Source organism: Mycolicibacterium thermoresistibile (assembly GCF_900187065.1).
Classification (GTDB): domain Bacteria; phylum Actinomycetota; class Actinomycetes; order Mycobacteriales; family Mycobacteriaceae; genus Mycobacterium; species Mycobacterium thermoresistibile.
Map to the genome: position 1 here is coordinate 3,376,685 of NZ_LT906483.1, position 24,277 is coordinate 3,400,961.

At 67.0% G+C, this 24,277-nt stretch carries 19 protein-coding genes, 1 tRNA gene and 7 pseudogenes; 13 read left to right on the top strand and 14 right to left on the bottom strand.

Going from position 1 to position 24,277, the window contains the following annotated elements:
- Positions 1–39: 39 nt before the first annotated feature.
- From thrC to argS, 4 genes are read right to left on the bottom strand one after another with little or no spacing between them, the layout of a single operon-like run.
- Positions 40–1,122, bottom strand: coding sequence for a threonine synthase (thrC, locus tag CKW28_RS15830; RefSeq protein ID WP_003925517.1), 1,083 nt, complete (start codon positions 1,120–1,122; stop codon positions 40–42).
- The gene (locus CKW28_RS15835; RefSeq protein ID WP_003925518.1) at positions 1,119–2,444 is read right to left on the bottom strand and encodes a homoserine dehydrogenase; all 1,326 of its coding nucleotides are present in this window, start codon (positions 2,442–2,444) and stop codon (positions 1,119–1,121) included. Before CKW28_RS15835 ends, thrC begins: the two co-directional genes overlap by 4 nt.
- 2 nt (positions 2,445–2,446) lie before the next feature.
- Entirely contained in the window at positions 2,447–3,865 is a 1,419-nt protein-coding gene (gene lysA / locus CKW28_RS15840) for a diaminopimelate decarboxylase (RefSeq protein ID WP_003925519.1), read from the bottom strand.
- Positions 3,862–5,514, bottom strand: coding sequence for an arginine--tRNA ligase (gene argS, locus CKW28_RS15845; RefSeq protein WP_003925520.1), 1,653 nt, complete (start codon positions 5,512–5,514; stop codon positions 3,862–3,864). Before argS ends, lysA begins: the two co-directional genes overlap by 4 nt.
- A gap of 211 nt (positions 5,515–5,725) precedes the next feature.
- Here argS and CKW28_RS15850 point away from each other — a divergent pair, with 211 nt between their 5' ends.
- The 5 genes from CKW28_RS15850 to CKW28_RS15870 all read left to right on the top strand — a co-directional run bounded on the left by CKW28_RS15850 (position 5,726) and on the right by CKW28_RS15870 (position 9,382).
- The gene (locus CKW28_RS15850) at positions 5,726–6,175 is read left to right on the top strand and encodes a hypothetical protein (RefSeq protein ID WP_003925521.1); all 450 of its coding nucleotides are present in this window, start codon (positions 5,726–5,728) and stop codon (positions 6,173–6,175) included.
- A gap of 116 nt (positions 6,176–6,291) precedes the next feature.
- A tRNA-Arg gene (locus CKW28_RS15855) sits at positions 6,292–6,364 on the top strand.
- Between the two features lie 507 nt (positions 6,365–6,871).
- Positions 6,872–8,446, top strand: a complete 1,575-nt coding sequence (locus CKW28_RS15860; protein WP_003925522.1) for a hypothetical protein — start codon at positions 6,872–6,874, stop codon at positions 8,444–8,446.
- 269 nt (positions 8,447–8,715) lie between these two features.
- The gene (locus tag CKW28_RS15865; protein WP_003925523.1) at positions 8,716–9,054 is read left to right on the top strand and encodes a type II toxin-antitoxin system RelE/ParE family toxin; all 339 of its coding nucleotides are present in this window, start codon (positions 8,716–8,718) and stop codon (positions 9,052–9,054) included.
- Position 9,055: 1 nt separating this feature from the next.
- Positions 9,056–9,382 carry a type II toxin-antitoxin system RelB family anti-toxin gene (locus CKW28_RS15870; protein WP_040546732.1) on the top strand — a complete coding sequence of 109 codons (327 nt, stop codon included), beginning with the start codon at positions 9,056–9,058 and terminating at the stop codon, positions 9,380–9,382.
- Between the two features lie 246 nt (positions 9,383–9,628).
- Here the strand turns inward: CKW28_RS15870 and CKW28_RS24520 are convergent, their stop codons facing one another.
- A complete protein-coding gene (locus CKW28_RS24520) occupies positions 9,629–10,018 on the bottom strand; it encodes a YegP family protein (protein WP_157997570.1) in 390 nt (129 codons plus the stop codon).
- On the opposite strand from CKW28_RS24520, the pseudogene istA reads away from it, so the two are divergent.
- Positions 10,017–11,225 (top strand): annotated as a pseudogene (gene istA, locus CKW28_RS15880) (IS21 family transposase); the annotation flags it as partial. The gene CKW28_RS24520 and the pseudogene istA overlap by 2 nt on opposite strands.
- A gap of 34 nt (positions 11,226–11,259) precedes the next feature.
- Here istA and CKW28_RS15885 read toward each other — a convergent pair.
- The 6 genes and pseudogenes from CKW28_RS15885 to CKW28_RS15905 all read right to left on the bottom strand — a co-directional run bounded on the left by CKW28_RS15885 (position 11,260) and on the right by CKW28_RS15905 (position 15,345).
- The gene (locus CKW28_RS15885) at positions 11,260–11,883 is read right to left on the bottom strand and encodes an IS5 family transposase (protein WP_328588361.1); all 624 of its coding nucleotides are present in this window, start codon (positions 11,881–11,883) and stop codon (positions 11,260–11,262) included.
- A pseudogene (locus CKW28_RS24170) lies at positions 11,874–12,077 on the bottom strand (transposase); the annotation flags it as partial. The gene CKW28_RS15885 and the pseudogene CKW28_RS24170, both read right to left, overlap by 10 nt.
- A gap of 56 nt (positions 12,078–12,133) precedes the next feature.
- The gene (locus CKW28_RS15890; protein ID WP_061252274.1) at positions 12,134–12,562 is read right to left on the bottom strand and encodes a Zn-ribbon domain-containing OB-fold protein; all 429 of its coding nucleotides are present in this window, start codon (positions 12,560–12,562) and stop codon (positions 12,134–12,136) included.
- Position 12,563: 1 nt separating this feature from the next.
- The gene (locus tag CKW28_RS15895) at positions 12,564–13,754 is read right to left on the bottom strand and encodes a thiolase family protein (protein ID WP_003890696.1); all 1,191 of its coding nucleotides are present in this window, start codon (positions 13,752–13,754) and stop codon (positions 12,564–12,566) included.
- A gap of 80 nt (positions 13,755–13,834) precedes the next feature.
- The gene (locus CKW28_RS15900; protein WP_234785025.1) at positions 13,835–14,257 is read right to left on the bottom strand and encodes an FAS1-like dehydratase domain-containing protein; all 423 of its coding nucleotides are present in this window, start codon (positions 14,255–14,257) and stop codon (positions 13,835–13,837) included.
- Between the two features lie 92 nt (positions 14,258–14,349).
- On the bottom strand, positions 14,350–15,345 hold the full coding sequence (locus tag CKW28_RS15905) for an NAD(P)H-dependent flavin oxidoreductase (protein WP_003924896.1): 996 nt from the start codon (positions 15,343–15,345) through the stop codon (positions 14,350–14,352).
- 109 nt (positions 15,346–15,454) lie between these two features.
- Between CKW28_RS15905 and CKW28_RS15910 the strand changes: the two genes are divergently transcribed.
- The 3 genes and pseudogenes from CKW28_RS15910 (at position 15,455) to CKW28_RS15920 (ending at position 18,634) form a co-directional block, all read left to right on the top strand.
- Entirely contained in the window at positions 15,455–15,913 is a 459-nt protein-coding gene (locus CKW28_RS15910) for a MaoC family dehydratase (protein WP_003924895.1), read from the top strand.
- A complete protein-coding gene (locus CKW28_RS15915) occupies positions 15,913–17,106 on the top strand; it encodes a thiolase family protein (protein ID WP_003924894.1) in 1,194 nt (397 codons plus the stop codon). The genes CKW28_RS15910 and CKW28_RS15915 overlap by 1 nt, the downstream gene beginning before the upstream one ends.
- Positions 17,103–18,634 (top strand): annotated as a pseudogene (locus CKW28_RS15920) (class I adenylate-forming enzyme family protein). Before CKW28_RS15915 ends, CKW28_RS15920 begins: the two are co-directional and overlap by 4 nt.
- On the opposite strand, the pseudogene CKW28_RS15925 reads toward CKW28_RS15920, so the two are convergent.
- A pseudogene (locus tag CKW28_RS15925) lies at positions 18,619–18,735 on the bottom strand (CAP domain-containing protein); the annotation flags it as partial. The pseudogenes CKW28_RS15920 and CKW28_RS15925 sit on opposite strands and share 16 nt — an antisense overlap.
- Positions 18,736–18,804: 69 nt before the next feature.
- On the opposite strand from CKW28_RS15925, the pseudogene CKW28_RS24430 reads away from it, so the two are divergent.
- Positions 18,805–19,101, top strand: a pseudogene (locus CKW28_RS24430) (lipoprotein LpqH); the annotation flags it as partial.
- A 44-nt stretch (positions 19,102–19,145) separates the two neighbouring features.
- Here CKW28_RS24430 and CKW28_RS15935 read toward each other — a convergent pair.
- Complete coding sequence (locus CKW28_RS15935; RefSeq protein WP_234785024.1) at positions 19,146–20,279, bottom strand: CaiB/BaiF CoA transferase family protein; 1,134 nt, start codon at positions 20,277–20,279, stop codon at positions 19,146–19,148.
- A gap of 189 nt (positions 20,280–20,468) precedes the next feature.
- Between CKW28_RS15935 and CKW28_RS15940 the strand changes: the two genes are divergently transcribed.
- Both CKW28_RS15940 and CKW28_RS24180 read left to right on the top strand, forming a co-directional pair.
- Positions 20,469–21,932, top strand: a complete 1,464-nt coding sequence (locus CKW28_RS15940; RefSeq protein WP_003924890.1) for an aldehyde dehydrogenase family protein — start codon at positions 20,469–20,471, stop codon at positions 21,930–21,932.
- A 15-nt stretch (positions 21,933–21,947) separates the two neighbouring features.
- Positions 21,948–22,049 (top strand): annotated as a pseudogene (locus tag CKW28_RS24180) (SDR family mycofactocin-dependent oxidoreductase); the annotation flags it as partial.
- A gap of 58 nt (positions 22,050–22,107) precedes the next feature.
- Here CKW28_RS24180 and CKW28_RS15950 read toward each other — a convergent pair.
- Positions 22,108–23,464, bottom strand: a pseudogene (locus CKW28_RS15950) (IS256 family transposase).
- Between the two features lie 64 nt (positions 23,465–23,528).
- On the opposite strand from CKW28_RS15950, the gene CKW28_RS15955 reads away from it, so the two are divergent.
- Positions 23,529–24,269: a mycofactocin-coupled SDR family oxidoreductase gene (locus CKW28_RS15955; protein ID WP_234785075.1), complete on the top strand. Its 741-nt coding sequence runs from the start codon at positions 23,529–23,531 to the stop codon at positions 24,267–24,269.
- The last annotated feature ends 8 nt before the right edge of the window (positions 24,270–24,277 follow it).

Genomic DNA, 24,277 nt, shown 5'->3' on the forward strand with positions numbered 1-24,277 from the left:
CGTCTGCCCTGATCCTCGCGTGCGTCCAAGACCACTCCGCTAGTCCAGACCCAGCTGCTCGACGACCGCGACCGGATCGACCGGAACCGGTGTGACGGTGGGCATGTCGCGCAGCGCGGTGTCCGGATCCTTCAGCCCGTTACCGGTCACCGTGCACACGACCGTCGAACCGCGGGCCACCCAGCCGTCCTCGACCGCCTTGAACAGCCCCGCGATGCTGGCCGCCGACGCCGGTTCGACGAACACCCCTTCGGCGCTGGCCACCTGGTGGTAGGCCGCCAGGATCTCCTCGTCGGTCGCCGCCAGGAACCGGCCGCCGGACTGGTCCCGGGCCTCGACGGCCGACGACCACGACGCCGGCGACCCGATCCGGATGGCCGTGGCGATGGTCTCCGGGTCCCGCACCGGGGCGCCGTGGACCAGCGGCGCCGCGCCGGCGGCCTGGGTGCCCAACATCCGGGGCAGCCGGTCGGTCAGGCCGTCGCGGTGATACTCGGTGTAGCCCTTCCAGTACGCGGTGATGTTGCCGGCGTTGCCGACCGGCAGGGCGTGCACATCAGGTGCGGTGCCCAACACGTCGACGATCTCGAACGCCGCGGTCTTCTGGCCCTCGATGCGGTACTTGTTGACCGAGTTGACCAGTGAGATGGTGGGGAAATCGGCGGTGAGCTTGCGGGCCAGCTCCAGACAGTCGTCGAAGTTGCCGTCGATCTGGATGATCTTGGCGCCGTGCATGACCGCCTGCGCCAACTTGCCCATGGCGATCTTGCCCTGCGGGACGAGCACCGCACAGGTGATCCCGGCCCGCGCCGCATAGGCGGCGGCCGACGCCGAGGTGTTCCCGGTCGACGCGCACAGCACCGCCTTCTGACCGCGCGCGACCGCCTCGGTGACCGCCACCGTCATCCCACGGTCCTTGAACGACCCGGTCGGGTTGAGGCCCTCCACCTTCAAATACACCGTGCAGCCGAGAAGTTCGGACAACCGCGGTGCGGGGACGAGCGGGGTGCCACCCTCGTGCAGGGTGATCGGCGTCCAGCCCGGCCCAACCGGCAACCGGCTCCGGTAGGCCTCGATCAATCCCGGCCAGGCCCGGTGCACCGGGGTGTCAGCGGCGCTCAATCGCCGGCTCCTTCCATCCGCAGCACGCTGGCCACGTTATATACCGAGTCGAGGTCACCCAACGCCTCGATGGTCTCACTGAGCGCCGCATCGGTGGCACTGTGGGTCAGCACGGCGATCCGCGCGCCGATCCGCTCGCCGCCCTCGTCGATGACGCCCTCCTGCCGCACCTCGGCGATGCTGACCTCGCGTTTGGCGAATTCGGCGGCCACCGAGGCCAACACACCCGGCTTGTCGCTGACGAACAGGCTGACGTAGTAGCGCGTCGCGATCACCCCGATCGGCGCGACAGGCAGCTTCGCGTACTTGGACTCGCGCGGGCCGCGCCCGCCCAGCACCCGGTTGCGGGCGGCCATCACCAGATCGCCCAGCACCGCCGACGCGGTCGGCGCCCCGCCGGCGCCCTGACCGTAGAACATCAGCCGGCCGGCCGCCTCGGCCTCGACCACCACGGCGTTGAACGCACCGTTGACGGCGGCCAGCGGATGGTCCAGCGGCACCAGGGCCGGGTAGACGCGGGCGGACACCCGTTCCTGTCCGTCGTCGCCGGTGAACCGCTCGCAGATGGCCAGCAGCTTGATGGTGCAGCCCAGCGCACGCGCCGACTCGAAGTCCGCGGGGGTCACCTTGGTGATGCCCTCGCGGTAGACGTCGTCGGCGGTCACCCGGGTGTGGAAGGCGATCGACGCCAGGATGGCGGCCTTCGCCGCGGCGTCGTAGCCCTCGACGTCGGCGGTCGGGTCGGCCTCGGCGTAGCCGAGCGCGCTGGCCTCGGCGAGCGCCGTGTCGTAGTCGGCGCCGGTGCTGGCCATCTCGGACAGGATGTAGTTGGTGGTGCCGTTGACGATGCCCGCCACCCGCTGCACGGTGTCGCCGGCCAGCGACTGGGTCAACGGGCGGATCACCGGGATGGCGCCTGCCACCGAGGCCTCGAAGTACAGGTCGACGTGCGCGTTCTCGGCGGCCTGGGCGAGTTCGCCGGTGGACTGCGCCATCAGCGCCTTGTTGGCGGTGACCACCGACTTGCCCTGTTCGAGGGCGGTCAGGATGGCCTTGCGCGCCGGCTCGACCGGCCCCATGAGCTCGACGACGATGTCGACGTCGTCGCGCGACACCAGTTCCTCGATGTTGTCGGTGAGCAACTCGACGGGCACACCGCGGTCCGCCGAGACCCGGCGGACACCGATCCCCCGCAGTTCCAGCGGCGCGCCGATCCGGGCGGCCAGGTCGGTGGCGCTCTCGTTGATGATGCGCACCACCTCGCTTCCCACATTGCCCAGTCCCAGCACCGCGACACCGACCGGCTTTCGGCGGGTACTCATGGTCACCTCACTTCCAAGCTCAACAGATCGTCGACGGTTTCCCGGCGCAGGATCAGCCGCGCCCGTCCGTCCCGTACCACCACCACCGCGGGTCGGCCGATGAGGTTGTACCGGCTCGACATCGAATAGCAGTAGGCGCCAGTCGCGGCGACGCCGATCAGGTCCCCCGGCTGCACATCGCCCGGAACCCACACGTCGCGCACGACGATATCGCCGCTCTCGCAATGCTTTCCGACGATCCTGCCGAGTGCGGGCTCGGCGTCGGTGCGCCGTGAGACCAGCCGGGCGTCGTACTGGGCGCCGTACAACGCGGTGCGGATGTTGTCGCTCATGCCACCGTCGACACTGACATAGCGGCGGTATGCCGTCGGGCTGATCGCCACGTCCTTGACGGTCCCGACCCGGTAGAGCGTGATGGTGCCGGGTCCGGCGATGGCGCGGCCGGGTTCCACCACCAGCCGCGGGGTCGGCAGACCGACGGCGGCCGATTCGCTGCGCACGATGGCCTTCAGCTTCGCGGCGAGCTCCTCGACCGGCGGCGGATCATCATCGGGCAGATACGAGATGCCCAGGCCCCCGCCGAGGTCGACGGTGGAGATCTGCGCCGTCTTCTCCACCCCGAATTCCTCGACGACGTCGTGCAACAGGCCGATCACCCGGTGCGCGGCCAGTTCGAAGCCGGCGACGTCGAAGATCTGCGAACCGATGTGGCTGTGCAGCCCGACCAGGCGCAGGTTGTCGGTGGCGAACACGCGGCGCACCGCCGCCATGGCAGCACCGCTGGCCAGCGACAGCCCGAACTTCTGGTCTTCGTGTGCCGTCGAGATGAATTCGTGGGTGTGCGCTTCGACGCCGACGGTCACCCGCACCAGCACGTCCTGCACCTTGCCCGCGGCGGCGGCGATCCGGTCCAGGCGCTCGATCTCGATCATCGAGTCCAGCACCACGTGGCCGACTCCGGCCTCGACCGCCGTGGTCAGCTCCTCCACCGATTTGTTGTTGCCGTGCAGGGTGATTCGTTCCGCGGGGAAGCCGGCGTGCAGGGCGACGGCCAACTCGCCGCCGCTGGCGACGTCGAGGCACAGCCCCTCTTCGTCGATCCAGCGGGCGATCTCGGTGCACAGGAAGGCCTTCGCCGCGTAGTGCACGTTCTCGCCGCCACCGAACGCCGCGGCCATCTCACGGCACCGGGACCGGAAGTCGTCCTCGTCGATGACGAACGTCGGGGTGCCGTATTCGTCGGCGATGTCGGTGACCCGCACACCGGCGATCGACACCACTCCGTCGGATTCACGAACGGTGTTGCGCGGCCAGACATTCGGCGCCAACAGCAGCAGCTCGTCCGGAGACTGCGGCCGGGGTGGCGTCTCACCGTGGTGGATCTCTTCGGCATGCCGGGGTCCGGCGGGGTGGGCGATCACATCCGCTCCGGAGCGCTCACGCCGAGAATGCCGAGTCCGTTGGCGATCACCTGGCGGGTAGCCTCGCACAACGCCAACCGCGCCGCATGCAGTTCGGTGGGTTCCTCATCCCCCTGTGGCAGCACCCGGCAGGAGTCGTAGAACCGGTGGTAGGCGCCCGCCAGATCCTCCAGATACCGCGACACCCGGTGCGGCTCGCGAAGCGCCGCAGCGGTTTTCAGGATCCGCGGGAACTCCCCGATGGTCCGGATCAGGGTGCCTTCCTTGTCGTGGGTCAGCAGATCGAGGTGTTCGGTGCTGGGGGTGACGCCCAGGTCGGCGGCGTTGCGGGCCAGTGCCGACAGCCTGGCGTGCGCGTACTGCACGTAGTACACCGGGTTCTCGTTGGTCGCCGACGACCACAGTTCCAGGTCGATGTCGATCGGGGTGTCCACCGAGGAGCGGATCAGCGCATAGCGGGCCGCGTCGACCCCGATGGCCTCGACGAGGTCGTCGAGGGTGATCACGGTGCCGGCCCGCTTGCTCATCCGCACCGGTTGCCCGTCGCGGACCAGGTTGACCATCTGCCCGATCAGCACCTCGACGGTGTCCGGGTCGTCACCGAACGCCGCGGCGGCCGCCTTGAGCCGGGTGACGTAGCCGTGGTGGTCGGCGCCGAGCATGTAGATGCACAGGTCGAAGCCGCGTTCGCGCTTGTCCAGGTAGTAGGCCAGGTCGCCGGCGATGTAGGCGGGCTGGCCGTCGCTCTTGATGACCACCCGGTCCTTGTCGTCGCCGTAGTCGGTGGTGCGCAGCCAGACCGCGCCGTCCTTCTCGTAGATCGCGCCGGCCTCGCGCAGCCGGGCGATCGCCTGGTCCACCCGGCCGCTGGTGTGCATCGACTCTTCGTGGGTGTAGACGTCGAAGTCGGTGCCGAACTCGTGCAGCGACTGTTTGATGTGGGCGAACATCAGGTCGACGCCGATGGACCGGAACGTCTCGTGCATCTCGTCGTCCGGCAGGGACAGCGCCTGCGGCTCCTTGGCCAGCACCGCCGCGGCGATCTCCTGGATGTATTCGCCGGCGTAACCGTCCTCCGGGGTGGGCTCCCCCTTGGCGGCCGCGATCAGCGACTTGGCGAACCGGTCGATCTGGGCGCCGTGGTCGTTGAAGTAGTACTCGCGGGTGACGTCGGCGCCCTGGGTGGTCAGCAGCCGGCCCAGCGCGTCGCCGACGGCGGCCCAGCGGGTGCCGCCGATGTGGATCGGCCCGGTCGGGTTGGCGGAGACGAACTCGAGGTTGATCTTGCGTCCGGCGAGCGTGTCGGAATGGCCGTACCGCGCCCCCTGCCGCAGCACGGTGGCGACGATGGCGCCCTGGGCGGTCGCGTCGATCCGCAGGTTGACGAAGCCGGGGCCGGCCACCTCCGCGGCGGCGATACCGTCGGCCTCGGCCAGCGCCGCAGCGAGCCAGCCGGCCAGCTCGCGCGGGTTCACCCCCACCTTCTTGCCCAGTTGAAGTGCGATGTTGGTGGCGTAGTCGCCGTGCTCGGGGTTGCGCGGACGCTCGACGGTGACCGTCGCGGGCACGGCGGCGGTGTCGAGGTCGCGCTCGGCCAGCACCGCGACGGTGGTGGTCTTCAGCAGCTCGGCCAGATCGGCGGGGGTCACGAGGCTCCATCCTATGGTCTGAGGTGATCAAGGCCCGAATCCGTGCCATCGGGCGGCGGGACGAACCCCCTTCAAAGGTGACTTTGGTCTCTTACCTCGAGCCGCGGCAAATGATCGACTGAAGGAGCGAAAGTCGTCGCACCGGGGTTACCGGCGGCTGTATCCCACTGGTCGTCCCGACCTGGACATCGACCGGCGGAGAGGGTCAGCAATGGAGATCTCGCAAGACTCGGCGCTCGCGACGCGCAGGTTCGCCCGTGTGCTCGGGCCCTACATGGTGATCGTGCCGCTCGCCGCAGCGGCACGGCCGTCAGACACCCAGGCGGTGGTGGGAGCGATCGACGCGAGCGGTGTCTGGCAACTCCTGACCGGGGTGTTCGCCCTGCTCGCGGGCCTCGTCATCGTCGGGCTGCATGAGCATCGGCGCGGGCCGGCGGCGATCATCGTCTCCGTTGTCGGCTGGCTGGCCGTGCTGGAGGGGTTGGTGTTACTGGTCGTCCCGCGGGCGTACCTGGCGCTGGCCGATTGGCTGGTCGGATCCACGGTCTTGTTGTGGGTCGTCATGCTGGTCGCGGCGGCGATCGGGGCCTACCTGACCTACGTCGGCTGGATCGGGGAACGGTCCGTGGCGCAGGAACCGGGTTCCCGGGCCCGCGCCTGACCTCCCCATCGGCCGGGCGTGAAAGCCCCGAGTCCGTGCCATCGGGCAGGCGGTGGTGGCCTGACGGGGAGAATGCGTTACGCTGTGTCACGCCCAGCGCGCAGAGTCATCTCAGCGCCCCCGTAGCTCAGGGGATAGAGCGTCTGCCTCCGGAGCAGAAGGTCGCAGGTTCGAATCCTGCCGGGGGCACAGCCTCTGACCTGCGCGTTTGTCGCTGACAGCGCGCACGTCGGACCTGCGTCACGACGAAAAGTCACACAAAAATCACAACAGCCCCGTGATGGGGTGTCACTGGGCGCGCTTCCGGCTTCCCCGGATGGTGCCGAGCACGTTCGCTGCTGACCGTGACCATGCGCGACGTGATGTTCGGGAACCTGCCCGAGGGGCAGGACATGTGGGAGTACCTGGACGGTCCCCGGCGTGAGTTCCTCGAACGCGCCAACGAAGCCTTTTATGAAAGGACTGACGCACACCTGCAACCTCCCAGTTCGCGGGATTCTCAATGCTTTGAACTGGGCTTTTGCAGGTGTGCTGGTGTCCGGGTTGGGAGAGTCAACCCGGACTCTGCGACCGTATCTGTGACCCGTCCGCCCCGCACTTCACCCGTGCGTGCGGTGCGCACCTGAACACCCACGCGCCATTTGAACCGCAACGTGCAGCCCTGCTGATGTCGGGGGTTGGCGTTACCGTCCGGCCATGGCTCTCGACATACCCGACGATGCTCCTCGCCACCGGTTCATGCGCTACGTGCGCCCGCCTGTTGACCGTCCCATCGCCCGTGATTCCGGCGCGTTGTTTTCACTGCGTCCGAACACGCGAAAGCTCAGGATCGCAGTCGATGTACAGACCCTGAGCGAGCCCACGCACGAGCTGCTGCGAGTCCTGTCCCGTGACGAGGAAGTCGAACCGCTGCTGCTGGTGCAAAACGAGGAGACCGAGCCCTCGACCTGGATGCGGGCGCTCGATTGTCCCCGCTGGTACCAGTTCGAGTTCACGACGGTGGCAGACGCACCAAGGTTCCTGGATTCTTCGACCGTTGGAGTGTCCGGTTACGAAGACGGTATGAGGACACTGGCGACCTCGGGGAACTTCTTCAGCGTTTACGCGATGCTTGACGAAGCTGCACGCGCCGCGTACTCGGACGACTCCGGGATCACTCTTGCTGATCGCCACCGCGCCGCAGCCCTGGCAAGTGCCGCTGGGGCAATCGGAGCCGATGTCATCGTGACCGCTGCGCCCACCGCAGGGCGGGATGATGTCGCGGACAACGATCTGGTCGTGAGTGTCACGCCCAGCCAGTTGATCCCGCTGTTCGGGCACTACCTCCGAATGACCGCCAATCCAGTGCTTGAGGTTTCCAGGGGGCAGATCATCGGCGGAGGCGAGCTGGTCCAGACGTTCAACGCAACCTCGGTGGCGGACCTGTACCTGGCGGGCATCGACGCTTCGGTTCCGCACCTCACCGCGATCCGAATGATGGCGACGGCAGGCGGGGATCAAAATCTCGTTCAGTCGATGGAGGCAATTGCTCTGCGGCTGAGTCGAGCCGCACGAGCGGTGGATCATGTGCTGGCTGCGCTGAGCAACGGCACCTCAACCGACACGCAACGTTCTGACACGGCTGAGATGACAGCAGAAGCATTCGACCGGATGCTCCTGTATCTGTGCGCCGCGATGGACCGGTACGCCCGAATCACCAAGACCCTGTTCGACACAAGCCTTGATCCTGACAAACAGCGCGGAACGCTGACCTCCACCGATGAGCTGAAATCGGTAATCGACCGGTTTGAACCGACAGACACGACACTGCTCGAATCGTTAGGCGCATACGCACGGGTGATCGGGCAGTTGCGCAACCGAATCCACGCGATTCCGCTGGGCACCCGCCACCAGTTGTCGCGCAGCTACGGCTCATCCACAACGGTCGCCCTCACCCTCGACGGTCTCCCAGAGCTGGACCCCGCAACCACACCGCTCAGTCAGGACCAGCTTGACAGGCTTGGAGTCTGGAACGCCCAGCCATCCAACCCGTTCCAGCCGCGCGCCTACTGCGCCGACATCGCCACCGTTGCGACAACCCTGTTCAGGGAGACGTTGCAATACCTGGAGGAGTTCTCACGCTTCATCATCCGCAACAAACCCGTGGCGACGGTGACAACGCAGAAGCACCCTGTGCTGGGCTGCTGGGCGGGCGACCCCCGTCCGATGCCGGGTCCAGTGCCCAACGAGCTTCTCTACCGAGAGATGTTGGGATGGGCTGACTTCGGCTGACCCTGAGCCACCCGACGCTGACCCCGCGCCTTCCGGGGTGCCCACCCACCCCGGAACCACCCTGGTCCCTGCACCTGATCACGTGAGTGTTTTCCCAGGTCAGCGGCGTATCCAGCGACGAGGTGGCGCGCGGCTGGCATGATCGGCAGGGCTGCGGGGTGGTGCACGGGGTGCCCACCCACCCCGGCGAACCCCGGAGATGCTCGACACCGTTGTGAGCAGCGGATACGGCGAGCCCTTGCATATAACTCTGGCGTTATACTATTCTCATGTGGGAGGTCATCCTGGTCGAGGAGGTGGAACAGTGGTTCTTCAGCCTGGACCCCGATGTGATTGACGTGGTTACCGGTGCCATCGACCGGTTGGAGGAGAGCGGACCAGCGTTGGGACGCCCGACCGCCGACCGGGTGAAGGGCTCCAAGTACCACCACATGAAGGAGCTGCGCCCCGCAGGCACCAGCATCCGCATCCTGTACATCTTCGACCCGACGCGGCGAGCAGTGCTGCTGGTGGCGGGCGACAAGGCAGGACAGTGGAAGAAGTGGTATCAGGACAACATCCCCGTGGCGGAACAGCGCTACGAGAGATGGTTTGAGAGAGGTGAGTGACATGGCACGCAGTTGGCGGGATGTCCGGGCTGAGGCGGTCGCCTCAGGTCGTGTCGATCCGGCGCGGGCTGACGCCGCGCGCAGGCGGATGAAGGTGATGGAGCACGCTCACACGCTGGCTGAAGTGCGCAAGACCCTCGGCATGTTGCGCCAGGAGGACATCGCTCAGCGCATGGGAGTGTCCCAGGCTCGCGTGTCGAAGCTGGAGCGCGGCGACCTGGCGCACACCGAGCTGGGAACGCTGCTGTCCTACATTCAGGCGATGGGCGGCGAACTGAAGATCGAGGCGCGGATCGGTGACAACAGCATCGACCTGATCCCGGCATAACCCGAACAGTTCCAGAGCCCCGCACCGATCCGGTGCGGGGCTCTGTTCGTCGTCAGCGTCATCACCATCACCAACAGCAGGAACAGATGTTCACCGGGATGTCCACCGGGAACGTCACGTCCCCGTGCGGTCAGGCGACCCATGCCCATCTGCTCACCACTCTCGGCATTGTGGACACTGCCAAGTCTGTCGGTGAGTTCGTAGAAGTCGTTCCTCAATTCGACCGCTCCCACCAGGAGCGACCGCTCAGGTCAGGTCCACGACGGGCGCACCAGGGGCGTTGGTCTTCACGGACTCGATCCCGTTGAGCGCCCCAGACCGCGTGGTGTAGCCCTCGCTGACGGCGATGGTCTCCCCGTTTCCCGCTTTCAGCCGGAATCGGTACTCCCCGCCCGGTCCTTGTACAGCTCGAACTTGCCTGCCATGTGTCCCCCCATACTTGGCTTGACAGGCACGGCACCAACAAGCACCGACTGTCGTCTGCCATGAGCTTGGGACCAGTGTGACCTGATTTTTGCCAGGAGGATGGGACCACCTGGATTGCCAGTTATGGGACCACCGGCGCGTCGCGTCGGTGGTCTCTTCGTTTGTTCGTTCGATCGTCGTGACAGCTCTAGTCACGGAGGCAGCGGGCATGGCTTTTCGGGAGGTCAATGTGAACGAGATCAGGGAAGTACTGCGGTTGTGGCTGGGGGTGGCCGGGTTACCGGCGCCAGGCCTGCGCACGATCGCCGCGCATTGCGGCCTGGACCGCAAAACGGTGCGCCGCTATGTGCAGGCCGCGCATGCTGCCGGTCTGCGCCGAGACGACGACGCCAGCGTGATCGATGACGGGTTGATCGGGGCGGTCGCCGAGGCGGTGCGCCCGGTGCGCCCGCATGGTCATGGTGCGGCGTGGGAACAGTTGTTGGCGTTCGAGGGACAGATCAGGGCGTGGGTGGCCGGCGACGGTGAACAGCGGCCGTTGACGATCACCAAGATCCACACGTTGCTGGCCCGGCAGGGGTGTGTGGTGCCGTATCGAACGTTGCACCGATTCGCCAGTGAGCGTTGTGGTTTCGGCCGCAAGGGCACCACGGTACGGGTTGCTGATGGTGATCCCGGCGTGGAGTGCCAGATCGATTTCGGCTACCTGGGAATGCTCACCGACGCCACGGACGGTCGGCGCCGCAAGGTGCATGCGTTGATCTTCACCGCCGTCTACTCCCGGCACATGTTCGTCTGGCTGACGTACTCGCAGACCCTGGCGGCGGTGATCGCCGGATGTCAGGCGGCGTGGGCGTTTTTCGGTGGGGTGTTCGCAGTGCTGATCCCCGACAATTTGAAACCGGTGATCGCTTCTGCTGATGCGCTCAACCCGCAGTTCACCCGTGGGTGGCTGGACTACGCCGGTCATGGCGGATTCCTCACCGACCCGGCCAGGGTGCGGTCCCCGAAGGATAAGCCGCGGGTGGAACGCGTGGTGCAGTATGTGCGCCGAAACTTCTGGGACGGTGAAACATTCAGCAGTCTCGACGAAGCTCAGCACGTCGCGACCGTGTGGTGTGAGCGCACCGCCGGGACCCGCATCCACGGCACCACCTGCGCGCGTCCGCTGGAGGTGTTCACCGCCGAAGAACAGCCGCTACTGCTGGCGATGCCGGGGGTCTATGACGTGCCGGTGTTCAAAGCGGTCAAGGTGCACCGTGATTTCCACGCCGAGGTCGCCAAAGCGCTGTACTCGCTGCCCGAGTGTTGGATCGGCACCACGTTGGACGTGCGTGCCGATGGGGAGTTGGTGAAGTTCTATCACCGCGGCACGCTGGTGAAAGTCCATCCCCGCCAGCCGGCCGGGGGCCGCAGCAGAGCGTGTCAAGTTTTCTGTGTAACTGACGGTTTCAGAATGATCTCCGCAGTCGCCTCAAACAGATGATGCTGCACGCGAGTTCGAGCAGCCCCTGATGCAAGTCCGCTCGTACCTCGGAACGTGTTCGCAGACGCTTGAACTGGTGCAACCAAGCGAAGGTCCGCTCGACGACCCAGCGGACCTTGCCGAGCCCGGAGCCATGCGCGGCGCCTCGGCGGGCAATCATCGGGGTGATCCCCTTTTCGCGAAGCAGGTTTCGGTACTTGTCGTAGTCGTAGCCTCGGTCGGCGAACAACCGGCGGGGCCGATTCCGCGGCCGGCCCCGCCGGCCTCGAATACGGGGGATCGCCTCGACGAGCGGCATCAGTTGAGTGACGTCGTGGCGGTTTCCGCCGGTCAGCGACACCGCAAGAGGGGTTCCGTGCCGGTCGACGATCACATGGTGCTTGCTGCCGGTGCGGCCGCGATCGACCGGTGAGGGTCCCGTGTGATCCCCCCTTTGAGGGCCCGCACGTGCGAGCCGTCGACGGCGACGTCGTCCATCTCGAGCAACCCGGCGGCTCGCAGCTCCGCGAGCAGCATCTCGTGCAGCCGCGGCCACACCCCGGCCTCGGTCCACTCCCGCAACCTGCGCCAGCAGGTCACTCCGCTGCACCCGATCGTCTCTGCCGGCACATCACGCCAGGCCACGTTGGTGCGCAGAACGAACATGATGCCGGCCAGGGCGACCCGGTCGTCGACCGGCTTGCGCCCCGGAAACCGGAACCGGCGGGCAGATCTGGGCGGAAGCAGCGGAGCTACACGCTCCCACAGATCGTCAGGAACAAGATCAACAGACACTCTCGACACGGTGCCCGAAACCGTCCCGGAACGCCATCTACCACGCCGAACTCATTCTGAAACGGTCAGTAAGCCGGTTTGAACGCGTAGGTGAGCAGCTGCTCACCTGACTCAGTCTCGAAAACCGTTGTGGTGCTGACCATCTTCTGGCCGATCGACAGCTCCGTGGCGGTCGCGCCGATGAGTAGCGCCTCGACCAGCACACCCTCAGGCAGCTCGATGAACCCGACGATGTAGGGCTTGAACTCCTCGGGCGAGCGCTTGCCCTTGTACGGCAGCGGCGGCGGGAACTCCTGGGTGGTGTAGGTGTAGAGGGTGCCCTCGGTGGACAGTTCGATCGGCTCGATGTCCTCCTGGATCGCCGGGTCGGCGTCGAACAGCTCCGGCCGCTCGGGCGGGAACTTCACCACGCCGGTCGACCGGCGCCGCGAGCCCAGCAACACGGCGCGGTCGCCGTCGACCCGGAACACGTTGTCTGCGATGAGTTGAGTCATGTCATGCCACCTCGATTACCATTGCCGCACCCATTCCGCCGCCCGCGCACATCGACAGGACGCCGAGTCCGCCTCCGCGACGCCGTAATTCGTGGATCGCCGACGTCACCATCCGCGCCCCGGTGGCCGCGATCGGATGACCCAGGCTGATCCCGGAGCCGTAGACGTTCACGATCTCGTCGTCGAGACCGAGTTCCCGCGTGCACGCGATCGCCTGCGCGGCGAACGCCTCGTTGATCTCGAACAGCGCGACGTCGGAGATCGTGCGCCCCGCCAGATCCAGCGCCTTGGGGATCGCGTAGATCGGGCCGCTGCCCGTGCGATTCGGCTCCACCCCCACCGATGCCCACGACAGCACATGGGCCAGCACCGGGCGATGGGTGTCGGGTCGGGCCAGCGCGACGACCGCCGCGGCGTCGTTGACGCCGGACGAGTTACCCGCCGTCACCGTGAAACCCTCGATCTCCGGGTGCAAAACCTTCAGCCCGGCCAGCACCTCCATGCTGGTGTCGCGGCGCGGATGCTCGTCCTCGGCGAATGTGATTGTCGACCCGTCGGCCTGCGGCACCTCGACGGGCACGATCTCGTCGATGAACGAGCCCGCGTCGATCGCCTTGACCGCGCGCTGGTGACTGCGCAGCGCCCACTCGTCCTGCTCCTGCCTGCTGATGCCGTATTGCACCGCGCAGTTGTGCGCCACCGTGATCGACATGTCGACCGCGGGAGCATCCTCGGTCGGGGGATGGGAGAACGGGAACCATGGATCCTCGTAGTCCTCCGGCGCCTTGCCCGACGTGAACGGCTTGCGCTTGCGCAGCACCGGGGTCGTCGAGCACGATTCCATGCCGCCGGCCAGCACCGCGGTGCTCATCCCGGCCGCGATCTGGCCGGCGGCCACTGCGATCGCCGACAGGCTCGACGCGCACTGCCGGTTGACGGCCAGCCCTGGGATGGAGGTCAGCCCGAGGTCGACCGCGACGTAACGCGCGCTGTCACCTCCGCCCTGCAGGACCTCGGCCAGCACGAAGTCATCGAAGTCGGTGGCGTCTAGTCCGGAGCGCTCGACGGCCGCCGCGACCACCGGTTTGGCCAGTTCGACGGCGGGCGTGTTGGCCAGCGAGCCGCGACGGGCGGTGCCGATCGGGGTGCGGGCGGCGGCCACGATCGCCGCGCGGGACGTCGTCGACGTCATATGTCTCCCAGGGTAGTCGGATGGAGGGTCTGCAGAGGCACTATACAGCTAAATAGATAGATAAATAAGTGATTGCGCCGCTAGTCGGCCGCTGTGGCGCTGCGCCGGACCAGTCGGGCGGGGCTGTACTCGAGTACCTCGTCGCCGTGGTGGTTGTGGACCTTGATGGTGCTGACGACGAGGCCGCGGCTGGGATTCCTGGTGGCGCGGGATTCCGATATGGCGACCACCGCGTGCACTGTGTCACCGACGTAAACAGGCTGACGGACCTTGAGGTCCATGCCCAGGAAGGCTATTCCGGTTCCCGCGAACGCCAGGGTCTGTATGACGAGTCCCTCGGCGAGGCTATAGGTCAGTGCGGCGGGCACCAGGCGACGACCATGGCCTGCCGCAGAATCCGATGCGTCCAGGAACAGCGGCTCGGTGAAGCCGGCCCAGGTGACGAAATTGATGAAGTCGGTTTCGGTGATGGTGCGGGCGCCGGTCCGGAACGACAGGCCCACCGGCAACTCTTCCCAGGTGAGCCCTCGGTGGAGAGGGGAGGCGACAGCCTCTTCGGGCGCGGCCGGGTGCTCCCTCGCGGGATCCTCCCTGTTCACTGATCGGCCCCGGCTGGCGACCGCACCATGGCCTGCAGGCGACCCTCGATCAGGTGCTCCGCGTCGCGAATGATGCGGGAGAGCAGGGTGCCGACGGTGGGAATGTCGTCGATCAGTCCCATGGACGTCCCGATCCACCAGATCCCGGCTTCAAGGTCGCCCGTCTCGTACACCCGCGCTCCGCGGGCGCCGGAGACCAGGTCTCTGACGTCCTCGAACCGGCCCCCATCGGCGAGGATCCGCACGACTTCGCGCGACACGCTGTTGCTCGCCACGCGCCCGGTATTGCCAAGGGTCCGAAAGATCAGTTCGGTGCCGCGTTCATCGCCCGCGACAATGGCCTCCTTGACCTTCTGGTGGACCGGTGACTCGACGGTGCACATGAACCGGGAGCCCATGTTGATGCCGTCGGCGCCGAGGGCGAGTGCGGCCACCAGGCCACGCGCATCGGCGAAGCCACCCGAGGCGATCATCGGGATCTCGATCTGCTTGGCGGCCGCCGGGATCAGCACCAGGCCGGGGATGTCATCTTCACCGGGGTGGCCGGCACATTCGAATCCGTCGATACTGATGCCGTCCACGCCGAGTTCCTGTGCCTTGACCGCGTGGCGCACCGAGGTGCACTTGTGCAGCACCTTTATCCCGTTGTCGTGAAAGTGCGACAGGTGCGGGGCGGGGTTGGATCCCGCGGTCTCGACGACCTTGACGCCGGAGTCGATGATCACCCGGCGGTATTCGTCATAGGGCGGGGGGCTGATCGTCGGCAGGATCGTGAGGTTCACCCCGAACGGCTTATCGGTCAGGTCGCGGCACCGTGCGATCTCGTTGGCCAGATCCTTCGGCGTCGGCTGGGTCAGCGCGGTGATGAACCCCAGCGCACCGGCGTTCGCGACGGCCGCGACCAGTTCGGCTCGTCCCACCCACTGCATACCGCCCTGGGCGATGGGGTGTTCGATACCGAAGGCCTCGGTGAACTTCGTTGTGAGGGGCATGAGCGTTCCTGGGTAGGCGGGTGGAGATGATCGACGAATAGCAGCATACAGTTAAATAGATAGCGATATTGTTAGGTGTGCCTGTGGTCGGCTGACGGATGGGAGTGACATGAAAACGATCGGATCCATCGACGAGGCGATCGCGGCGGCCGGTACCGAACTCGGTGTCAGCCAGTGGTTCGAGGTGGAACAGGAGCGCATCAGCCAGTTCGCCGACGTCACGCTCGACCACCAGTGGATCCACGTCGACACCGAGCGCGCGAAGACCGAGAGTCCCTACGGCACCACGATCGCACACGGCTTCCTCACGCTGTCGCTGATCCCGGGCCTGAGCAAGGACAACTACCGTGTCGACAACGCGAAGATGGGCCTCAACTACGGCCTCAACAAGGTCCGATTCCTAGCGCCGGTGAAGGCCGGCAGCCGCGTGCGCGTGCGCTCGGAGATGGCCGAGGCGGACAAGATCGGAGATGACACCGTGAATTTGCTGGTCCGCCACACCGTCGAGATCGACGGCTCCGAGAAACCGGCCGCCGTCGTCGAGATGATCTCGCGGTGGATCTTCTGATGAGCCGGGGTCCGTTCGACGGTAAGGCGGTGCTGACCGGCGCCGGCAAGTCCCAGGTCGGGCGTCGACTCGGCCGGACCGGCCTGGACCTCACCCTGGAGGCCGTGCTGCGTGCGATCGCCGACGCGGGCCTGGACGTTGACGACATCGACGGCATCGCCAGCTATCCCGGTCCCGGCGTTCCGGACCCGGGGTTCAGCGGAGCCGGTATCCACGACGTCCGCAACGCGCTCGGCCTGCGCAGCCGGTGGTACATCTCCAGCATGGAGACCGCGGGCCAGATCGGACCCGTGATGGAGGCCTGCATGGCCGTCAGTCTCGGGCTGGCCAACCATGTCGTCGTGTTCCGGTCGGTGTGGGAGTCCACCGCCGCGCAGCAGGGCGGCGGCGGGCGCGCGTCGGTGTTGTTCAGCGGGGGCAAGCTGCCACCGCACCTGGAGTGGGTGGCGCCGTTCGGCGCGCTGTCGGCAGCGAACTGGCTCGCCATGCCCGCCCAGCGGTACATGCAGGAATACGGGCTCACCCGCGAACAGCTCGGCGCCATCGCGATCAACGCGCGCCGCAACGCCGGGCTCAATCCGGACGCGATCTACCGCGAGCCGATGACGATGGACGACTACCTCGGCGCGCGGATGATCTCGGAACCGTTGTGCCTCTACGACTGTGACATCCCGTGCGACGGCGCCACCGCGGTGATCGTGTCACGCCGCGACGCCGCCAAGGGACTTCCGCGCCATCCGCTGACCGTGGGGTCCGTCGGCCCCGGGATGTTCGAACGCGCCACGTGGGACCAGCGCTCCGACCTCACTACGATGGCCGCCCACGACTCCGCGGCCACACTGTGGCAGAACACCACGCTGACCCCGAAAGACGTCGACATGGCGCAGATCTACGACGGCTTCTCGTTCCTGACCGTGATGTGGCTGGAGGCGCTGGGGTTCTGCGAGCACGGCAGGGTTGGCGAGTTCATCGAGGGCGGCCAGCGGATCGCCCTGGACGGTGACCTGCCGATCAACACCAGCGGCGGTCAGCTCTCCGCGGGACGGCTGCACGGAATGGGCTTCCTGCATGAGGCGTGCGTGCAGATGTGGGGAGAGGGTGGCGACCGCCAGGCCCCCAAGACGCCCGAGGTCGTCGCCGTCGGCGTCGGTGGCGGCCCGGTGGCCGGTTCGATGCTGCTCAGCAGCCGATGACCGCGCTGACGGTGGGAGACATCGTCTCCGACAACGCTCACCGCTTCCCGGACGTCGTCGCCTACCGGATGGGCGAGAGGACGCTCACCCATGCCGAGCTCTACGACCGGGCAACCCGTCTGGTGTCGGCGATGGTGGCCGCCGGCGTGCGGCGCCAGGACCGCATCGCGATTCTCAGCCGCAACAGCATCGAGTTCGGCGAGGTGATGGCGGCCACCCACCTCAGCGGAATCATCCTGGCCACTGTCAACTTCCGGCTCACCGGCGGTGAGGTCCGCGACGTGATCAACCGGGTCCGGCCGAAGATCGTGTTCGTCGGCGACGAGTTCGCGCCGATGGTCGCCGACCTCGCCGGGCAGTTGACGTCGACGCCGCTTCTGGTGTGCGTCGGCGACGGACACTCCGCGATGACGGACTACGAGGAGTTCGTCGCCTCCGGTCGCGCTGGGGATGTCGCGCTGCGCGCGCGGCCGGAGGACATCGCCTGCCTGATCTTCACCAGCGGCACCACCGGTGCGTCGAAGTGCTGCATTCTCGGTCAAACCGAGCACCGCCGCGTACTGTTCACAATGAACAATGAAATGCGCTCCGGCTCTGACGATCAGATCCTGATCAACATGCCGATGTTCCACATCGGCGCGATGGCGATGCTTGGCGGCATGCACGCCCGCGGCGGGACCGTGGTGCTGCAACAGCAGTTCGATCCGGACGAGGCGGTCCGGTTGATCGCTGAGCATCGGATCACCGTGCTGCATCTGGCACCGGTGATGTTGAGCGCGCTGCTCGACGCGGTCACCGACACCGGGTCGCTCGAGTCGCTGCACACCGTCGTGTACGCCGCCGCGCCGATGACCATGAACATCCTCGAGCGTGCGCTCGCGCTGATGCCCTCGGTCGGATTCCTCAACCTGTACGGACAGACCGAGGCGATCGTGTCCGGGTTGCCCCGCGAACTGCACGCCGGTGATCCGGAGGCACTACGCTCGGTCGGCTTCCCGTTCCCGGGCAACCGGGTGCGCATCGTCGACGACGACGGTGCCGACGTTCCAGTCGGAGAGGCGGGCGAGATTGTGGTGCAGTCGGATTCACTATTCCGCGGGTACTGGGACGATCAGGCCGCGACCTTGGCGACGCTGCGCGACGGCTGGTGTCACACCGGGGACGTCGGGCGATTCGACGAGCGCGGTCTGCTGTATCTGGTGGACCGCAAGAAGGACGTCATCATCACCGGCGGGGAGAACGTGTACTCGCCGGAGGGGAGGACGCCGTTTTGCGGGTGACCGGTATCGCCGCGTGCGCGGTGGTCGGTGCCCCCGACGAGCGCTGGGGTGAGGCGGTGTGCGCGGTCGTCGTGTGTGAACCCGGTGCCGACGTCACACTCGAAGCCGTGCAGGCGGAGGTCCGGCAGCGGCTGGCCGCGTACAAGATCCCGCGCCGGCTCGTGATCGTCGACGAGCTACCCGTGCTGCCCAGTGGCAAGGTCGACAAAAAGCGGCTTCGCGCCCAGGTCGCTCAGACCGGGGGATAGGCCGGGGGCGGATAGACCCCGCGCAGAATCCACGCGAACCAGTTGATGCCGTACTCCAACTCGTCGCTGGCGTCGTAGTCCGAATTCGGGTCCACTGACACAGTGTCCCAAGTTAGGGTCGAATTGGGAAGATATTTAGCTAATTCAGGTCTGAGTCGAATCGAGGTGTGATGTCGAACCGCACGGTCCTCGCGATCGCCTTGAGTATCGCAGCAGCGCTGTCCGCCTGTTCGACGACGGCGGCTCCCGAGCGTGCGGCGGGCACGCTGCCGTCGGGCACCGCCGAGATCGCGCTCGATGGTGCGCTGGTCGACACCGTGCACACGGTGAAGTGTTCGACCACCGAGGCGGTGACGACGATCGAGGCCGGTGACGAGAACGCCGGGGCGACGATCACCGTCGACACCAGTGACAAGCCGGTGGTCCGATCCGCCGAACTGCGCGCCGTCAACGGTTTCACCGGCAGTGCCTGGGACGGGCTCGGACCCGGGACCGACCTCGAGATCACCGGTCAGACATACGTGCTTAAAGCCGTGGGCAGCCGGCCGTCATCCTGGCCGACCGTCGGAGCACCCACGGCCGGCCGGTGCTCCAGACCGCCGAAACGGATTGCCGGAGCGACCTGTTCGAGCGGTCCGAGCACCGGGTCCTCGACCGTCACCACCATCCCGTTGTGGCGCACCTGGGGTTCGTCGAAGATCTGGCCGGGGCGCAGTTCCGGGATGGCGGCGATGTCGGCGTCGAGCAGTCGCTTGAGCCACACATCACGGGGCTGCGTCTCGAAGATCGCGGGTACTTCCTCCATCACGATCCTGCGCTCGTCGTCGGTGAGCGGCATCTGCATGTCCGAGCCGTCCTCGGCGACCTGCACCCGGTCGGCGAGCCCGAGTTCACGGATGAGCCGCCCGAAGGCGCCCACCGCGCCGGTGTGCACGCCGATGTACTCGTCGTCGGCGCAGCGGAATGACCGGGAGATCAACCGGATCCGGCCCGGCACGACCGGCGGCGCACTGTCGGCGTCGTCGGCGTCGCCCCACAGCATGCCGAGGTAGCTCAGGGCACCGTCCACCAGCGAGGTCTGGACGTGGCGGCCCCGGCCGTCGCGGGTCCGCCGGTACAGCGCGGCCAGCGCTCCGATGACCGCGAGATAGGCGGCGCCGATGCTGGCGAACGGCAGGCCCTCGTAGATCGGCGCGGGGCGCAGCCCGACCTGTTCGGCGGTCACGCCCACATACGAGCTCACGATCGCCTCGTGGCCCGCCACCTCCGCGAGTGTGCCGTCCTCGCCGAATCCGGTGATCGACGTGTAGACCAGCCGCGGGAACGCGGGATGCAGATCGGACCAGCCGATCCGCAGCCGCTCGGCGACACCGGGACGCCAGCTGGTCAGGAAAACATCTGCGGCGGAGAGCATCTCGAACAAGCGGGCCCGGCCGGCGTCGGCCTTGAGGTCGAGCGTGACGCTGCGCTTGCCACGGTTGAACACCGCGTACTCGGTCTTGCGCACATCGCGCAGCGGGTCACCGCCCGGCGGTTCGACCCACCACACCTCTGCGCCGTAGTCGGCGAGCATCCCGCTGGCACGGGGTCCGGCAAGTCCTCGTGAGCAGTCGACCACGGTGATCCCGTCGAGCGGACCAGCCACGCTGACCTTCCCTTCGCTGTCGAAACCTCAACCACCACAAGCGCGTGTGAGGGCCAATCTAGGAGCGCGCCACAGCCCTGAACAGGTCGCGAACGCAAACGGCGCTTTCACCTCAGGCCGTTGCCTCCGCATCGGCCGAGATCCAAAGATGGTCTGCGTCACATCCGGCGCAACAGATCGGACGGAAACGTGCAACGCACACTGCCCGACAAACTCCCCGCTCCCCGCCTCGTCATCGGCGGTGGGGACGTCATCTCCACCAGCGGCGGCGTTTACGAACACCACTACGCCGCAACGGGTGGGGTCCAGGCCGAGGTCCCACTCGCGGGCCCCGCAGAGGTCGACGCCGCGGTGGCGGCCGCCCGCGCGGCCTTCCCCGCCTGGCGTGATCTGGACCTCAACCGGCGCCGCGACATCCTGCAGGAACTGGCCCGCCGGCTGGTCGCCGACGGTGAACGTCTCGGGGCCATCGCGACCCTCGAGGTCGGTACCCCCAATCTGCTGGCGAGCTCGTCGTCGGCGATGGCCGCGGACTGGTTCACCTACTACGCCGGCTGGATCGGCCGGTCCGCGGGCGAGGTGGTCCCAGTCCCGGCGGGCGGCGCGCTGGACTACGTGCTCGACGAACCCCTCGGCGTGATCGCGGCAATCATCCCGTGGAACGGCCCGCTGATCTCCATCGGCATGAAGGTCGCCCCGGCACTGGCGGCGGGCAACTGCGTGGTGCTCAAACCACCGGAGAACGCACCGTTCTCGGCGCTGCGGTTCGCCGAGCTCGCCGCCGAGGCGGGACTGCCGCCGGGTGTCCTCAACGTCATCCCCGGCGGCGCGGAGGCGGGCAGCGCACTGTGCTCGCATCCCGGCGTCGACAAGATCACGTTCACCGGTGGTGGCGAGACGGCGCGCAAGGTGTTCGCCGCTGCCGCACAGGCACTGACCCCGGTGGTGCTCGAGCTGGGCGGGAAGTCCGCGAACATCGTGTTCCCGGACGCCGATCTGGACGCGGCCGCGACGATGGCGGTCAGCGCCGGGCTGATGATGCTGTCCGGACAGGGCTGCATTCTGCCGACACGGCTGTTGGTGCACGACGACGTCTACGACGAGATGGTGACCCGCGTGGTGGCCGGCGCCGACGCGTTGACGGTCGGCGACCCCTGGCAGCCGACCACGATGATGGGCCCGCTGGCCACCGCGGCACAGCTCGAACGCGTCACGCGCGCAGTCGATTCCGCACTGTCCGACAAGGCGGGCAAGCTTCTGGCCGGCGGCCGCCGACCCGACGGGCTCGATGCCGGCTACTTCTACCGCCCCACCGTGTTCGGTGACGTCGACCCCGCCAGCGATCTGGCCCAGACGGAGATCTTCGGGCCGGTGCTGGCGATCCTGCGCTTCCGGTCCGAGGAGGAGGCCGTCGAACTGGCCAACAACACCCAGTACGGGCTGGCTGCCTACATCCACACCCGCGACCTGCGCCGCGCACACGTGATGGCTGCCGCGCTGGACGCGGGTGGCGTTGCGGTCAACGGGTTTCCGATCGTGCCGAGCGCGGCACCGTTCGGCGGGGTCAAGCAGAGCGGATTCGGCCGGGAAGGCGGGATCTGGGGTCTGCGCGAGTTCCAGCGCACCAAGAACGTCTACATCGGCCTGCAATAGAAAGGGTTTCGCGCAATGGGCAGGGTCCAGGACAAGGTCGTCTTCATCACCGGTGCCGGTATCGGCCAGGGCCGCTCGCACGCGGTGGCGCTGGCCAACGAGGGCGCCGACATCATCGGAGCGTGTCAAGTTTTCTGTGTAAGTCGCTTGTTTGGTTTCCTGTCGATCGTCGGTGTTACAGATACGGCTCGATGCGGTCTGGGTAGACCAGCGAGAGTTGTTCGAGTGCTTTCTTCCAGTTGGTGACCACCTGTCCTTCCACGAGGCGTCCGGGAGCTGTTCGGCAACGTTTCTGGCTGCGTTCCTTGGCCCGTTCGGCGGCGCGTTTATCCTCGATGTTGCAGATGGCCAGCCACAGCAGTTTCACCACGGCGGCATCGTTGGGGAACTGGCCGCGGGTCTTGGTGACCTTGCGTAACTGGTAGTTCAGCGATTCGATCGAGTTGGTCGTGTAGATCACCCGGCGCAACTCGGGCGGAAACGCCAAAAACGGCGTGAACTGTTCCCACGATCGATCGAAAACCCGTGTCACCGTGGGATTCTTCGTGCCCAACTCCGATGCGCTGAACGCGTCGAGCTCGGCACGGGCCGCTTCGGCGTTCGCCGCGGTGTAGATCGGTCTGAGTGCTGCGGCCACGGCCTTGCGGTCGCTGTAGGACACGAACCGCAACGCGTTGCGGATCAGATGCACCACACAGGTCTGAACGGCGGCCTGCGACCAGGTGGCCGCGATCGCCTCGGGGAAGCCGGTCAACCCGTCGCAGCATACGATCAACACGTCGCGGACGCCGCGGTTGGCCAGATCGGCACACACCGAGGCCCAAAACGCCGCTCCTTCGTTCTGCTGGACCCAGATGCCCAGGACGTGCTTGATCCCGGCCATATCGACGCCCACGGCGATGTGAGCGGCCTTGTTGCGGGTGTGGCCGCCGTCTTTGACCTTGACGACGATCGCGTCGAGGTATATCACCGGGTAGATCGGGTCCAGCGGCCGGCGCTGCCAGGCCAGGACCTCCTCGCAAGATCTCGTCGACGATCTTGGAGATCGTCTCGTGCGAAACGTCGGTCCCGATCGTCGACGCAAGGTGAAACTGTATGTCACGCAGGGTCATTCCACCGGCGTACAGCGAAATGATCATGTCATCGAGCCCGCCGAGGCGCCGCTGACCCTTGGGCACCAGCCGCGGAGTGAACGAGCCGTCACGATCACGCGGCACATCCAACGGCACCGGGCCGGCCTCGGTCTGCACCGTCTTCGCCGAAGTGCCATTGCGGGCATTGGGCAGCGCCCGCCCCACCGGGTCGCCCTTCTCATAGCCCAGATGATCGGTCAGCTCCGCAGCCAGCCCACGCTCCAGAGCCAGCTTGATCAGCCCGGGCAGCAAGCCCCCCTCACCGGTCAACGCAACCTCGCCGGAATCGACCTGAGCCAGCAAATCGTCCACCACGCCCGACACCCGAAGCGCCTCGGCCATCTCCACGGTGGACCCCACCTCACCCAGTGCCAAATCCGCGTCCTTGCCTGTCGCCATGCCCTGAGATCCTTCCGTCAGGACTTACACAGACCATCTGACACCCCCCATCATCGCGGTCGACGTGTGCCGCCAGGTCAGCGACAAGGTGCAGTACCCGTACGCTAGTCAGGAGGATCTCGACGAGACCCGCAAGCTGGTCGAGAACGCCGGCCGCCGCTGCGTGACCTACGTCGCCGACGTCCGCGACGCCGCCGCGCTCAACGAGGCCGCGGCCGCGGGCGCCCGCGAGTTCGGCCACATCGACGCGGTGCTGGCCAACGCCGGGGTGTGCACCTTCCACAAGGACGGATCGCTGACGATCACCGAGGACCTCTTCGACCTGGTCGTCGACACCAACCTCAAGGGTGTGTGGAACACGATCCAGGCGACGGCGCCGCACCTCATCGAGGCAGGCGGCGGTTCGATCGTCATCACCAGCTCGGTCGCCGGGCTGCGCGGCCAGGTGCCGTATGCGCACTACGTCGCCTCCAAGCACGGCGCCGTCGGGCTCATGCGGGCCTTTGCGAACGAGCTCGCCCCGCACCGCATCCGGGTCAACACCATCCACCCGACCGGGGTGCTGACCGCGATGGGCAGCGACCCGAGCGCGTACGCCTGCGCCGAACCGCAGCCGCTGTTCGCTTCCGGCGCGGCGAACATGCTGCCGGACCTCGACGCAGCGGCCGATCAGCCGTACGCACCAGTGGCGATCCTGCACCCCGAGGAGATCTCCAAGACGGTGCTGTTCCTGCTCTCCGACGATGCCCGCTACATCACCGGTGTCACGCTGCCGGTCGACGCCGGCAACACGAACAAGCCCTGATCCCAGAG